Origin of the sequence: Polaribacter sp. PL03, assembly GCF_033875165.1 — a bacterium.
In the GTDB taxonomy this organism is placed as follows: domain Bacteria; phylum Bacteroidota; class Bacteroidia; order Flavobacteriales; family Flavobacteriaceae; genus Polaribacter.
This window is the reverse complement of record NZ_JAWZSV010000007.1, coordinates 172,640-187,023: the sequence shown is the minus strand read 5'-3', so window position 1 is coordinate 187,023 and position 14,384 is coordinate 172,640. Positions and strand designations below refer to the sequence as shown.

General features: G+C 30.1%; 13 protein-coding genes. 7 read left to right on the top strand and 6 right to left on the bottom strand.

Going from position 1 to position 14,384, the window contains the following annotated elements; all coding sequences use genetic code 11:
• Position 1: 1 nt before the first annotated feature.
• The 6 genes from SHK09_RS14685 to SHK09_RS14660 are packed head-to-tail and all read left to right on the top strand — an operon-like array spanning position 2 to position 7,277.
• Positions 2–1,219: a bifunctional alpha/beta hydrolase/OsmC family protein gene (locus SHK09_RS14685; RefSeq protein ID WP_319811542.1), complete on the top strand. Its 1,218-nt coding sequence runs from the start codon at positions 2–4 to the stop codon at positions 1,217–1,219.
• Positions 1,220–1,237: 18 nt separating this feature from the next.
• The gene (locus tag SHK09_RS14680) at positions 1,238–1,510 is read left to right on the top strand and encodes a hypothetical protein (RefSeq protein ID WP_319811541.1); all 273 of its coding nucleotides are present in this window, start codon (positions 1,238–1,240) and stop codon (positions 1,508–1,510) included.
• A gap of 44 nt (positions 1,511–1,554) precedes the next feature.
• Entirely contained in the window at positions 1,555–2,574 is a 1,020-nt protein-coding gene (locus tag SHK09_RS14675) for an XdhC family protein (RefSeq protein ID WP_319811540.1), read from the top strand.
• A gap of 1 nt (position 2,575) precedes the next feature.
• Positions 2,576–3,172 carry a nucleotidyltransferase family protein gene (locus SHK09_RS14670; RefSeq protein WP_319811539.1) on the top strand — a complete coding sequence of 199 codons (597 nt, stop codon included), beginning with the start codon at positions 2,576–2,578 and terminating at the stop codon, positions 3,170–3,172.
• Between the two features lie 13 nt (positions 3,173–3,185).
• Positions 3,186–6,884, top strand: coding sequence for a metallophosphoesterase (locus tag SHK09_RS14665; protein ID WP_319811538.1), 3,699 nt, complete (start codon positions 3,186–3,188; stop codon positions 6,882–6,884).
• 3 nt (positions 6,885–6,887) lie between these two features.
• Positions 6,888–7,277, top strand: a complete 390-nt coding sequence (locus tag SHK09_RS14660) for a DUF423 domain-containing protein (RefSeq protein ID WP_319811537.1) — start codon at positions 6,888–6,890, stop codon at positions 7,275–7,277.
• On the opposite strand, the gene SHK09_RS14655 is transcribed toward SHK09_RS14660, so the two are convergent.
• The 6 genes from SHK09_RS14655 to SHK09_RS14630 form a co-directional block, all read right to left on the bottom strand.
• Positions 7,274–8,119 (bottom strand): hypothetical protein, encoded by an 846-nt coding sequence (locus SHK09_RS14655; RefSeq protein WP_319811536.1) that lies wholly within the window; start codon positions 8,117–8,119, stop codon positions 7,274–7,276. The two genes, SHK09_RS14660 and SHK09_RS14655, sit on opposite strands and share 4 nt — an antisense overlap.
• 108 nt (positions 8,120–8,227) lie before the next feature.
• Complete coding sequence (locus tag SHK09_RS14650) at positions 8,228–9,076, bottom strand: TPM domain-containing protein (protein WP_319811535.1); 849 nt, start codon at positions 9,074–9,076, stop codon at positions 8,228–8,230.
• Positions 9,073–9,510, bottom strand: a complete 438-nt coding sequence (locus tag SHK09_RS14645; protein ID WP_319811534.1) for a TPM domain-containing protein — start codon at positions 9,508–9,510, stop codon at positions 9,073–9,075. Before SHK09_RS14645 ends, SHK09_RS14650 begins: the two co-directional genes overlap by 4 nt.
• A gap of 4 nt (positions 9,511–9,514) precedes the next feature.
• On the bottom strand, positions 9,515–10,117 hold the full coding sequence (locus tag SHK09_RS14640) for a LemA family protein (protein ID WP_319811533.1): 603 nt from the start codon (positions 10,115–10,117) through the stop codon (positions 9,515–9,517).
• 125 nt (positions 10,118–10,242) lie between these two features.
• A complete protein-coding gene (locus tag SHK09_RS14635) occupies positions 10,243–10,572 on the bottom strand; it encodes a MerR family transcriptional regulator (protein ID WP_319811532.1) in 330 nt (109 codons plus the stop codon).
• A gap of 64 nt (positions 10,573–10,636) precedes the next feature.
• Positions 10,637–11,605 (bottom strand): M23 family metallopeptidase, encoded by a 969-nt coding sequence (locus tag SHK09_RS14630; RefSeq protein ID WP_319811531.1) that lies wholly within the window; start codon positions 11,603–11,605, stop codon positions 10,637–10,639.
• 160 nt (positions 11,606–11,765) lie between these two features.
• On the opposite strand from SHK09_RS14630, the gene alaS reads away from it, so the two are divergent.
• Entirely contained in the window at positions 11,766–14,384 is a 2,619-nt protein-coding gene (alaS, locus tag SHK09_RS14625) for an alanine--tRNA ligase (RefSeq protein WP_319811530.1), read from the top strand.

The window sequence follows — 14,384 nt, the reverse complement described above, 5'->3', positions numbered from 1 at the left end:
AATGAATACTGTTAGATTAGAGATTGAAAATAGAAAAGGCTTAAAACTACAAGCGTATTTAGAATTACCTGCAAACCAAAAACCGAATCACTTTGCCATTTTTGCACACTGTTTTTCTTGCAACAGTAATTTTAATGCGGTAAAAAACATCAGTCGTTCTTTATCTAATCATGGCTTTGGTGTTTTACGTTTCGATTTTACAGGTTTAGGAAGAAGTGAAGGCGAATTTGCTGAAAGTCATTTTTCTGCAAACGTAGAAGATTTGTTAGACGTAAGTGAATTCTTAGAAAAAAACTACAAAGCACCTTCTTTATTGGTAGGTCATTCTTTGGGAGGAGCAGCAGTTATTGTAGCGGCTTCTAAATTAGAAAATGTAAAAGCTGTAGCAACTGTTGGTGCGCCTGCAACTGTTGGGCACGTAACACATTTGTTTTCTCACGGAATAGATGATATTCCAGAAAAAGGCGAAGTAGAAGTAAAAATTGGTGGTCGTCCTTTTAAAATAAATCAAGAATTTGTAAATGATTTTAGTAAAACAGATTTACCAGAAATTATAAAAGATTTAAGAAAACCTCTTTTAGTAATGCATGCTCCTTTTGATAAAGTGGTTGGTATAGAAAATGCGCACGAAATTTATCATAATGCAATTCATCCAAAGAGTTTTGTTAGTTTAGATGATGCAGATCATTTATTATCGAGACCAAAAGACAGCATTTACGTGGGTAAGATGATTGGTACTTGGGTGGAGCGTTATTTTGAGCAAGAAGAAAACAAAATGATTTCTACTGAAGGTGAACAATTAGTTGGGCATTTAAACTTGTTAGAAGATAATTTTACAACATCAATTCAGACTAAAAAGCATTCTTTTATTGCAGATGAACCTGAAAGTGTTGGTGGTGACGATTTTGGCCCTTCTCCGTATGATTTTTTAAGCGCAGGTTTAGCTGCTTGTACTGTAATGACTTTAAAAATGTATGCCGAACGTAAAAAATGGGATTTACAAGAAGTCTTTGTCTATATTACTTATTCTAAAAAACATAGTGACGATTTAGATATTGCTGTAGATACACCAACTCGTTTCGATCATTTAAAAAAGAAATTAAAGTTTATAGGTAATTTAGATGAAAAACAAAGACAGCGTTTAAAAGAAATTGCAGCAAAATGTCCTGTTCATAAAACACTACAAAGTAAAATTATTATCGAAACAGAATTAGCTTAATCTTAAAACATGTATTATATGAATATTATAGAAAGCATTAAAACTTACTTTACAGCTAAAGTCGAAGGAAATACAAGTAAGAAAGCACCAGTTGGAATTTGCCCAAATTGTTGGGGAAAACAAGAATGGGAAGGAGATTTTTACAAACAAAATAAAGGAAATAAACTGGTTAGTAATGACCAAACCTATAATAATTTTATTAATAAAATTGTAGAAAGTAATATTAGTGGTATTGTAATAAATGCAGATACTTATCAATGTGAAACTTGCAAAACAAGTTATAAATCTTAACTTTAAACTTTTTATATTTATAAGTTAAATTTTACCATTTTTAAATGTTGCACGAACTTAAAGAAATTATTCAAAAAGCAATTATAAACCAAAACAAAGGCATTAAAAACGTCTTGGTAACTGTGGTTGATTTAGATGGTTCTTCTTACAGAAAACCAGGTGTTAGAATGTTAATTTCTAATAACAATTCTTACATAGGTGCTGTAAGTGGTGGTTGTGTTGAAAAGGAGATTATTAGACGCGCACAATCTGTTTTTACAGATAATAAGGCTAAAGTAATTACCTATGATGGTAGATATAGACTAGGCTGCGAAGGAATTTTATATATTTTAATTGAACCTTTTATTATTACAGACTCTTTTTTACACTCTTTTTTATTCGCTTTAGAAAATAGAGAAACTGTAAATATTAATTCTTATTTTAAAAAACAAGATGAAGCCATTGGAAACTATGGTTCTATTATTACATTTAAAAACACAGAACAGTTTACACTATCTAATTCCTTAAGTATAGAAACATTAAACAATGAGACCGTTTTTACTCAGAATTTAAAACCTTTATTTAAATTATTAATTATTGGAGGTGAACATGATGCTGTAAAATTATGTAAAATAGCTTCTAATTTAGGTTGGGAGATAGACGTTATTACTGCTGCAAAAGATTCTAAATTAAAATCTGATTTCCCTGGAGCAAGTGCCGTTTATGGTGAAACGCCCGAAACAATTCAATTTAATAATATCGAAGAAGATACAGCCATTGTATTAATGAACCACAGCTATGTACAAGATTTAAAATACTTAGTACAATTATCTAAACATACACCAAAATATATTGGTATTTTAGGAGCACCAAATAGGCGAGAAAAACTTTTTAATGCTTTATTTGACTTTGCTCCGGAAACAACAGAAGAATTTTTAGATATTGTTTATACTCCTGCTGGTTTACATATTGGTGCAAAAACACCCGAAGAAATTGCAATTTCAATTATTGCAGAAATTCTTTCTGTTATTAGAAAAAAAGAATCCTTTTCTTTGCGAGAATTACAAGGGAAAATAGATAATTAAAATGAATAATATTGCCGTTTTAGTCTTAGCAGCTGGTAAATCTTCTAGAATGAAGACACCTAAACAATTGGTTAAAATTGGAACTAATTTTTTATTAGAAACTGTCTTGTCAAAAGCAAAGGAGATAAACAGAAATCATGTTTACTGTGTTTTAGGCGCAAATTACCCGCTAATTAGAAGAGAAATATCTTCACCTAACATTCACTTTATTTATAATTCTAATTTTAAAGAAGGTTTAAGTTCTAGCATTGTTTCAGGAGTTTCTAAAATAGAAATGAAACTTGAAAATTATGATGCCATTCTAGTTCTTTTAGGAGACCAACCTGCCATAGAAAAAGAGTATTTAAATGCTATGTTAGTATTATCTTCTAAAGATAAATCAAAGATAATAGCATCTAATTATGGTAAAAAAATGGGGGTTCCTGCAATTTTTCCAAAACGTTATTTTTCAAAATTAAAAAAAATGTCTGGAGACTTTGGTGCAAAAGATATTTTAAATAAGAACAAAGATGTTATCTCTTTAGATAGACAAACAAATTTTATAGATATAGATACTGAAGAAGACTTAGAACTCTTTAAAAAATCTATTTTAAAATAGTTATTTTTACAGCATGAATTTCATAAAACAAATCCTTTTCATTCTTACCACTATTATTTTATTATCTGCCTGCGCAACAATTAAGATGCAGGTTAAAGAGAATCATAAATATATTTCTAGAAAAGATACTTCAAAAGTTCTACACTCTTTTTATTTAATTGGTGATGCTGGTAACTCTGATTTAAATAAAAAAGATTCTGCAATTTCTTATTTAGAACAAGAAATTAAATCTGCAAAGAAAAACGCTACATTAATCTTTTTAGGAGACAATGTATATCAAAAAGGAATTCCAGAAGAAAATTCTAAAACTTACGAATTAGCAAAACACAGATTAAAAGTTCAAACAGATATTGGCAAGAAATTTCCAGGAAACACTTTTTTTATTCCAGGAAACCATGATTGGTATAGTGGTTTAGAAGGCTTAAAAAGACAAGAAAAATTAGTTGAAAAAGCATTAGGTAAAAATACTTTTTTACCAGAAAAAGGTTGCCCTTTAGAGAAAATTGAAGTGAACGACGATATAAATATTATTGTTGTAGATACACATTGGTATGTTACAAACTGGGACAATCACCCGGGTATTAACGATAATTGTGAAATTAAAACACGTGATAAATTCTTTGAAGAATTTGAGGGCCTTTTAAAAAAATCTCAAGGTAAAACTACGTTAATTGCGTTACACCATCCAATGTTTACAAACGGACCTCATGGTGGTTATTACTCTTTTAAAAGTCATATGAAACCTTTACCTTTCTTTGGTACCGCTTTAAATATTTTAAGAAAAACTTCTGGTGTTACTAATACAGATCAACAAAATGAAAAATATAATCATTTAAGAAAACGCATTATCAGTTTAGCGCAACAGAATGAGAAAATAATTTTTGTCTCTGGTCATGAACATAGTTTACAATACATTGTACAAGATAATATTCCGCAAATTGTAAGTGGTTCTGGCTCTAAAATTTCTGCTACAAAAAATGTAAATGGTGGTATTTTCTCATACGGAACTCCTGGTTTTGCTAGATTAGATATTTATAAGGACGGTGCTTCAACTGTTCATTTTTATTCCGCAGAAGAACGTAAAATAGTCTTTGATGCCAATGTTTTTAAAAAGGATAGTATTATAGAATTTAATAATTTTCCGAATGCTAAACTTACAGAAAAAGCAGCAGGAATTTATACAGCTAAAGAAGTAGACAAGGGAAAGTTCTATAGTTTTCTTTGGGGAAAAAGATATCGTAAATATTTTGGTCAAAAAATTTTAGCTCCAACTGTAAACTTAGATACTTTGTACGGTGGTTTAAAACCGGTTAGAAAAGGTGGCGGACATCAATCTAAATCATTGCGTTTAAAAGATAAAAACGGTAAAGAATATGTAATGCGAGCTTTACGTAAAAATGCGGTACAGTATTTACAAGCTGTTGCCTTTAAAGATCAATACGTAGAAGGGCAATTCAACAAAACTTATACAGAAGATTTACTTTTAGATGTTTTTACAGGCTCTTACCCTTATGCACCTTTTGCTATTGATAAATTAGCAGATGCAATAGATGTTTATCATACTAAACCAATACTTTTTTATGTTCCTAAACAAGCTGGCTTAAAGGAATTTAATACAGATTTTGGAGACGAATTATATATGATTGAAGCAAGAACTGCAGATGGGCATGGAGATAAAAAATATTTTGGTTTTTCTGATGAAATTATTAGTACAGATGATTTAAGAAAAAACTTAGCAAAAGATGAAAAATATATTTTAGACGAGGCTTCTTATATTAGGGCTAGATTGTTTGATATGTTAATTGGAGATTGGGACAGACACCAAGACCAATGGAGATGGGCAACATTTAAAGAAGGAAATAAAATAGTATACAGGCCTGTTCCTAGAGATAGAGATCAAGCTTTTTCTGTATTTAGTGATGGTTTTTTAATGAATACAATTACAAGTATAATTCCCGCTTTAAAAGGTATGCGTTCTTATGAAGAAGATTTAAAAAGTCCGCAACATTTTAGTTTATCAGCATACCCTTTAGACATGAGATTAATAAAAAAATCTTCTAAAGAAAATTGGGACAAACAGGTAAATATTATTCAAAGTCAGATAACAGATGAAGTAATAGAAAGTGCCTTTTCTAAGTTCCCTAAAGAAGTTAGAGATCAAACAATTACAGATATTAAAAGAAAATTAAAAGGAAGAAGAAGCAATCTTCAAAAAATTTCTGATTCTTATTTTTCTTACTTAAACAAGTTTCAAGTAATTACAGGAACTAATAAGGATGATTGGTTTGAAATTAATCGTTTTATAAATGGAGACACAGAAATTACAGGATACAGAATTAAAGATGGTAAAAAAGGATATGTTTTTCATAAAAGGCGCTACAAAAGAAGTATTACTAAGAATATTTGGATTTATGGTTTAGATGATGATGATCGTTTTGTTGTAAATGGATCACCTGGAATAACACCCATTAAAATAAAATTGATTGGTGGTTTAAATAATGATATTTATGAAATAAATTCTCCAAAACATATTAAGGTATATGATTACAAATCTAAAAAAAACACTTTCATAACAAATAATTTCAAGAAAAAAATAACAGATGATTACCAAACAAATACTTACGATTATAAAAAATTAAGAAGTACTGGTAACTTAATTTCACCTGCTATTGGTTACAACCCAGATGATGGAATTAAAGTTGGTCTTAAAAACACAATCATTGTAAATGGTTTTGAGAGAAATCCGTTTACTAGAAAACACGTTATTCAGGCTTCTTACTTCTTCGCTACAAACGGTTATGAATTAAAATATGATGGCGAGTATGCAAATATTCTAGATCGTTTTAACTTAGGTTTTAATGCTGTATTTAATAGCCCTAACTACGCTAAAAACTTTTTTGGTTTTGGAAACAGCTCTATAAACCTAGAAGCAGATGAAACGGTAAGTAAAGATTATAACCGAGTTAAAATAAGAAAAATACAAGCAGGTACATTTTTAAAGTGGAGAGGTGAACTTGGTGCTAAATTTACTGTTTCAGCAAACTTTCAAAGTTTTGATGTAGAAAGAACAACAGGTAGATTTCTAGAAACACAATATGCTGCAGGAAACGATATTTTTAAAGCTGAAAACTTTTTTAATACAGAGGCAAGTTATTATTACCAACATTCAGACAATCCTGCATTTCCTACTTTAGGAGTAGAATTTAATGCTTTAATAGGGCATACCGCTAACTTAGATAAAGCGAGTAACTTTTCTTATGCAACAACTTCTTTAGGAATTACGCATAAATTAATACCAAATGGCAAATTAGTTTTGGCCTCTAAAGTTGATGGGCATTTTATTTTTGGCAACGATTTTGAATTTTATCAAGGAGCAACTATTGGTGGTAATGAAGGTTTACGTGGCTATAGAAATGAACGTTTTACAGGGAAAAACTCTTTTTATCACACTACAGATATTCGTTATAATATTAGCAACTTAAGAACCGCCATTTTACCAATTAATATTGGTATTTATAGTGGTTTCGATTACGGAAAAGTTTGGGGTACACCAACATCTTTAACCATATTACCACAGCAATCTAGTAAACCTAACACTGCAATTGGTGGTGGAATATTTTTAAATGCAGCTAATATGCTAACAACAAGTTTGGGCGTTTTTGGTGGTAATGAAGGTGCAAGAATTACATTTAACCTAGGTTTTGATTTTTAAATTATGAATTATTCTGCAATTATACTTGGTGCTATTTTTGGTTTTTTAGCAATTATTTTAGGTGCTTTTGGCGCACATTTATTAAAGAAAAAACTAACACCAGAACTACTACAAAGTTTTGAAACAGGAGTTAAATATCAAATGTACCATGCAATTGTTCTTCTTGTTTTAGGGTTTCAATTAAACAACCAACTCAGTATTGATAATTATATAATTTACTCCTTTATAATTGGAGTTATCCTATTTTCGTTTTCAATTTATGGTTTGGTAATTTCATCTGCAAATAACAAGAAACTAAAATTTCTAGGACCTATTACACCTTTAGGAGGATTATTTCTAGCTTTAGGTTGGCTATTAATAATTTACAAATACAGTCTACTATCTTTTATTTAAATCTTTAACTCATATAAGTTACCACCAGTTCCATGCGCTTTTTCATCAGAAATTAGCAATGTATTGTTATCTTTAAATGTGATACTCTCTTTTTGAGAACGGTGTGTTAAATCTATTGTTTCTACTTTTCCTGAAAGGAATTTATCCCCTATAAAATCTGTAAAAATTAATACTTTATTTTGAGAAAGTAACACCACTTTTTTTCCATTAGGAGAAATATCTGCAGATGTTATCCAACATTCTATGTCTGTACAGTTTTCAAATTCATCTACAATTTCTGCAATATACTTTCCTTTTTTAGCAGGAATCTTATACAAAGTAGTTTTACCGTAATTTTCTTTCACTCTACTTTTAGTAAAAATATAAAGGGCATTATTAAAGTAAAAAAAAGACTCTGCATCGAAATACAAATTCTTCTTTTTAGGTGGGAATTTTGTCTGATTTGGATATTCAAATTCAATTTCATCTACCTCTGCATTTTTCTCATCCAACTCATTTTGCTCGACAATTATAATCGATAAATTCTTTCTTTTACTAACATTATTACCAAAATCGCCAATATAAATAGTTCCTTTTTCATCAGAAGTCAAATCTTCCCAATCGTGGTTTTTAGCTTTAATATAAATCTCTTTTATAATTTTTCCTTTTTCATTTAAACCAAATAGAGTTGGTTTATTTCCGCTATCATTTACCATCCAAATTAAATTAGATTTAGGTACTATCTCTGTCCCAGAAACCTCTTCTAAGTCTTTAGGTAAATCTGCTACTAATTTTAATTGTCCAAAATTCTGACAACTAATACATAATAAAAAACTGAAAATTATTACTATTTTCTTGATCATTACTAATTATTTTAATGTTTTAGACTCTTCAGTTTTATAAAACTGAAGAGTCTATTTTATGTTTTTAATCTTTTGCTTTTTAAATTTTTGAAAAAGTTAGAATTGGTTTTACCAACCTCCAGAAGCTCCTCCACCTCCAAAACCACCTCCGCCACCAAAGCCGCCAAAACCACCTCCAGATGAACCTCCACCAGAAGAACCAAATCCGCCACCAAAACTTCCTCCACCTCTACCAGCATTACTTAAAATAATGGTGTCGAAAATAGTATCTGCTAAAGAACCTCTTCTATGACGATTACCTCCACCTCTATTATTTTTATTTCCTTTAGAAATAACAATAAAAAAGATGATAATAATGATGATAAATAAAATAATTCCAGGATCGAAACCTTGTGTTTTTGATTTTTCATCTCCTTTATACTCTCCTTTTAAAACTTGAAAAATAGCATCTATTCCTTTATCTAAACCTTCGTAAAAATTTCCGTTTTTAAATGCTGGTGTTATTTCTCTTTCAATAATTCTACGTGACATAAAATCTGTCAAAAGGTGCTCTACACCATAACCAGATTGAATTGTAATTTTCTTATCTTTTTTAGCCAGTACAATTATTACTCCATTGTCTTTACCTTTTTGACCAATTTCCCACTTATGCCCCCAATTTGTTGCTAAATAAGCAATATCTTCTCCTTTAGTACTGTTAATAATTGCAACAAAAATCTCAGTTGAAGTAGAATCACTATAAACTTCTAATTTTCTAGATAATTTATCAAATTGATATTTATCTAACAAATTAATACTATCTACTAGTGCAGGAATAAATTTCGGCTTTTCAGGAATTTCAAAACCTTGAGAAAAAAGATTTAATGAACATATTAAAGCAAAAGAAAAAAGCAACTTTTTACACAAACTTGCTAACTTAAAACTGCCAACTAAATACTGCTTACAAAATAATATCATCCTTTAGAGATTTCATTAGAAAGTTCGTCTTCATCATCTGTTTGCCAAGGAAAGTGACTTTGTAATTCTTCACCAGCTTTTAAAATTCCATCTACGATACCTTGTTTGAAATTTCCGTTTTTAAAATGATTTTGAATTACTTCTTTTGTAGTGTCCCAGAAGTTTTTTTCAACAACATTATTAATCCCTTTATCACCATAAATAACAAATTTCTTATCTTTTACAGCGACATAAATTAAAACAGCATTTGCGTCTTTTGTATTGTCCATTTTTAAGAGTTGAAATACTTCTAACGCACGTTCATAATGAGCTGTTTTTGAAGAAGTTTCAATATGAATTCGTATTTCGCCAGAAGTATTTTTCTCTGCAATTCTAATCGCAGAAATAATTTCTTTTTCTTCTACTGGAGTAAGAAATTCTTCTACTTTAGTCATTATATTATTTTTTGAAATTGAAATTTACATCTGGTGCATTTTCAGAACCAGCATCTGCTTTATAACGCCCCATTTCTTCAAAATTAAACCAACCTGCTAAAACAGAATTTGGAAAAACTTTTATATGCTTGTTATAATTATTGACACCACTGTTAAAACGATCTCTTGCAACATTAATTCTATTTTCTGTACCTTCTAACTGACTTTGTAATTCTAAAAAGTTAGCGTTTGCTTTTAATACTGGATAACGTTCTACAGACACTAATAATTTAGACAATGCTCCAGTCATACCTGCTTGCGCTTGTTGAAACTGAGCCATTTTATCAGGTGTTAAATCTCCCGCATTAATATTTACAGAAGTTGCCTTTGCTCTTGCTTCAATAACTGCTGTTAATGTTTCTTTTTCAAAATCTGCTGCTCCTTGTACTGTTTTTACTAAATTACCAATTAAATCGTTTCTACGTTGATAAGAACTTTCGACATTAGACCAAGTTGTTTTTGCATCTTCTTGTAAAATAACTGCTTCATTATTAAAACCTACTCCCCATTTATAAACTCCGAATACAATTACCAATATTACAATTACAGGAATTAACCATTTTTTCATAATTTCTATTTTTAAAGTTTTTTGTTGATTTATTTTTTGATTTTAACAAATTTACCTAATATTCTTTAGAATCTAAAGTAGTTGTTTGCATTATCTAAAAGTTAGACACACAAAAGTAAAATGTGTTACAATTGATTTTTAATTTTAACCAATTCTGCTTTTACAGCTTCTAGCCTACTAATTATTTGATGATTATAAATTGTAGAATCTGGGTTTTTCTTAAGTTTTTGTTTTGCACCTTCTAAAGTAAAGCCTCTTTCTTTTACTAAAGAGAAAATTAATTTAAAATTTACAATATCATCTGCAGTAAAAAGACGATTTCCTTTGGCATTTTTTTTAGGCTTGATAATATCAAATTCCTTTTCCCAAAAACGAATTAAAGAGGTATTTACATTAAAAGCCTTGGCAACTTCACCAATTTTATAATAACGTTTTTCTGGTAAATCTACATGCATTTTTCTTCAATATTCATTTCAACATTCAACTAAATAAAAATTAACCACAACTTCTAATTAATGGTTAATCATAAGATTGCCCTTCTTCTTCAGAGGCCTTTTGCATAGCTGCAAATTCTTCTGGTGTTAAATCGCCATAATAAAAATTAATAGGATTTAGAGCTCTATCATTTTTATGAACTTCGTAATGTAAGTGTGCAGAAACAGATCTTCCTGTATTACCAACATAACCAATTAAATCGCCACGTTTTACTTTTTGCCCACGTTTTGCCTTAATCTTGCTCATGTGTGCATAAATAGTTTTGTAACCATAACCGTGGTCTATGTAAACAACGTTACCAAATGTTGCACTTCTTTCAGATCGAATTACTTCTCCATTACCAGAAGCGTAAATAGGTGTTCCAACAGGTGCAGTAAAATCCATTCCTTTATGAAACTTTCTAATTTTTAAAATAGGATGCATTCTCCATTTATACCCAGAAGCCATTCTTGTTAAATCTGCAATTTTTACTGGTAATACAGCAGGAATTGCAGCTAACATTTTTTCTTTCTCTTTAGCTAAAATTACAATTTCATCTAAAGATTTAGATTGCACTACCAATTGCTTAGACAAAATATCTACATTTTTGGTAAGTTCTGTAATCATCTTAGAATTGTCATAACCTTCTAAACTTTTGTATCTATTTACACCACCAAAACCTGCTTTTCTTTGTTCATTTGGTATTGGGTTTGCTTCAAAATACATTCTATAGATGTTGTTATCTCTTTCTTGTAATTGCGATAAAACAGTAGAACTTTCTTCTATTCTTTTAGATAATAATTCTAAATTTAATTGCAAGTTTTCATTCTCTCTATTTACCGCTCTTTCATTTGGCGACATAATAAACTGACTAAAAACGATAAAACCTATGAACGCGATCAATAGAATAGCTAAAGAACCAAAAACGGTTTTCTTATAATAATCACTTTTCTTTACAGCAATTTTTCTGTAAGAAAGTGTATCTGCATCGTAATAATATTTTACTTTTGCCATAATTGTAAATGTACTATTTTTGTTTTCTTAAAATCGATTTTTATATAAATCTCGTTTTTAATAACTCGCTAATTTACAAAATGTTTTACAACTGCTTTTTTAAAGTGGTTTTTTTAAAGATATATTAACATAATCCAACTTGTTGGAAACCTTTTTCTCTATGAAATCTCAAGATATTCGTGCTACGTTTTTAAACTTTTTTAAGGAAAAATCGCATTTAATTGTGCCTTCTGCTCCTATGGTTACCAAAGATGACCCAACTTTAATGTTTGTAAATTCTGGAATGGCCCCTTTTAAAGAGTATTTTTTAGGAAACGGAACTCCAAAAAATAGTAGAATCTCAGATTCGCAAAAATGTTTGCGTGTTTCTGGTAAACACAACGATTTAGAAGAGGTTGGTTACGATACATATCATCATACTTTATTTGAGATGTTGGGAAACTGGTCTTTTGGAGATTACTTTAAAAAAGAAGCAATTGCTTGGGCTTGGGAATTATTAACCGAAGTTTACAAAATAGATAAAGACATTTTATATGTAACCGTTTTTGAAGGTTCTGATGATGAAGACAACCTAAAAATGGATACTGAAGCATATGATTTGTGGAAACAATTTATTGCTGAAGATAGAATTTTAAAAGGTAATAAAAAGGATAACTTTTGGGAAATGGGAGAGCAAGGACCTTGCGGACCTTGTTCTGAAATTCATGTAGATATTCGTTCTGCAGAAGAAAAAGCAAAAGTAGATGGTAGAACTTTAATTAATGAAGACCACCCACATGTTGTAGAAATTTGGAATTTAGTTTTTATGCAATTCAATAGAAAAGCAAACGGAACTTTAGAAGACTTACCAAACAAACATATAGATACAGGAATGGGTTTTGAACGTCTATGTATGGTTTTACAAAATGTACAATCTAATTACGATACAGATGTTTTTAAGCCTATTATTAGTGAAATTGGCACAATAACAAATACAAAATATGGTTCTAATGAGAAACAAGATATTGCAACCCGTGTAATATCCGATCATTTAAGAACAGTTGCTTTTTCTATTGCAGAAGGCCAATTACCAAGCAACACAGGTACTGGTTATGTAATTCGTAGAATATTAAGAAGAGCAATAAGATATGGGTTTACATTTTTAGATAAAAAAGAACCTTTCATTTACAGATTAGTAGACGTTTTAAGTAAAAAAATGAGCGATGCTTTTCCTGAATTAAAAGCACAAAAACAGTTAATAGAAAATGTAATTAGAGAAGAAGAAGCTTCTTTCTTAAGAACACTAGACAAAGGTTTAGTTTTATTAGATGCTATTATTTCGTCTTCTAACTCTAAAGAAATTTCTGGTGAAAAAGTTTTCGAATTATATGATACTTTTGGTTTTCCGGTGGATTTAACAGCGTTAATTTTATCTGAGAAAGGATATACTTTAGACGAAAAAGGATTTCAAGAAGAACTTCAAAAACAAAAAAATAGATCTAGAGCTGCAAGTGAAAGCTCTACCGAAGATTGGACTGTTTTAGTTGATGATGCAGTTGAAGAGTTTATTGGTTACGATACTTTAGATACAAATGTAAAACTAACTAGATACAGAAAAGTAACGTCTAAAAAAGACGGAGAAATGTATCAATTAGTTTTTAACTTAACACCTTTTTACCCTGAAGGTGGTGGACAAGTTGGAGACAAAGGTTACCTAGAAGATACTCATGGAGATGTAGTTTATATTCTAGATACTAAGAAAGAAAACAATGTAATAATTCATTTTACAAAAAACCTACCAAAGCATATAAACGAAAGCTTTAAAGCAGTTGTAGATGAAAAGCAACGTTACAGAACAGAATGTAACCACACTGCAACGCATTTATTACACCAAGCTTTAAGAGAGGTTTTAGGAACGCATGTAGAACAAAAAGGTTCTGCTGTTCATTCTAAATATCTACGTTTCGATTTTTCTCATTTTTCTAAATTAACTGTAGAAGAATTACGTGATGTAGAAGATTTTGTAAACGCTCGTATTTCTGGTAAACTACCTTTAATTGAAAAGAGAAACATACCAATGCAAGAAGCTATTGACGATGGTGCAATGGCTCTATTTGGTGAAAAATATGGCGATACAGTTAGAGCAATTAAATTTGGTAAGTCTGTAGAATTATGTGGTGGAACACACGTAAAAAATACAGGTGATATTTGGCACTTCAAAATAAAATCTGAAGGTGCAGTTGCATCTGGTATTAGAAGAATTGAAGCGATTACAAATGATGCTGTTAAAGATTTTTATTTTGATAATAATAAAACATTATTCGAAATTAAAGATTTATTAAATAACGCAAAAGAGCCTGTAAAAGCAGTTCAGAAATTACAAGATGAAAATGCTTCTTTACAGAAACAAATTGAGCAACTTTTAAAAGAGAAAGCTCAGAATTTATCTGGTGAAATTAAAAATCAATTACAAGAGGTTAATGGAGTTCACTTCTTAGCGACCAAAGTAGATTTAGATGCAAACGGAATTAAAAACTTAGCCTTTAGCTTAGGGAAAGATTACAAAAATTTATTTTTATTATTTGCTACTGCGCCTTCTAACGACAAAGCAATGCTAACTTGTTACATTTCTAAAGAATTAGCTAATGAACGTGGTTATGACGCTGGTAAAGTAGTAAGAGAACTAGGTAAACTAATTCACGGTGGTGGTGGTGGACAAAACTTCTTTGCAACTGCTGGTGGAAAAAATCCTGGAGGAATTCCTAAAGCTTTAGAAAAAGCTTCAGAATATTTAGTTTAG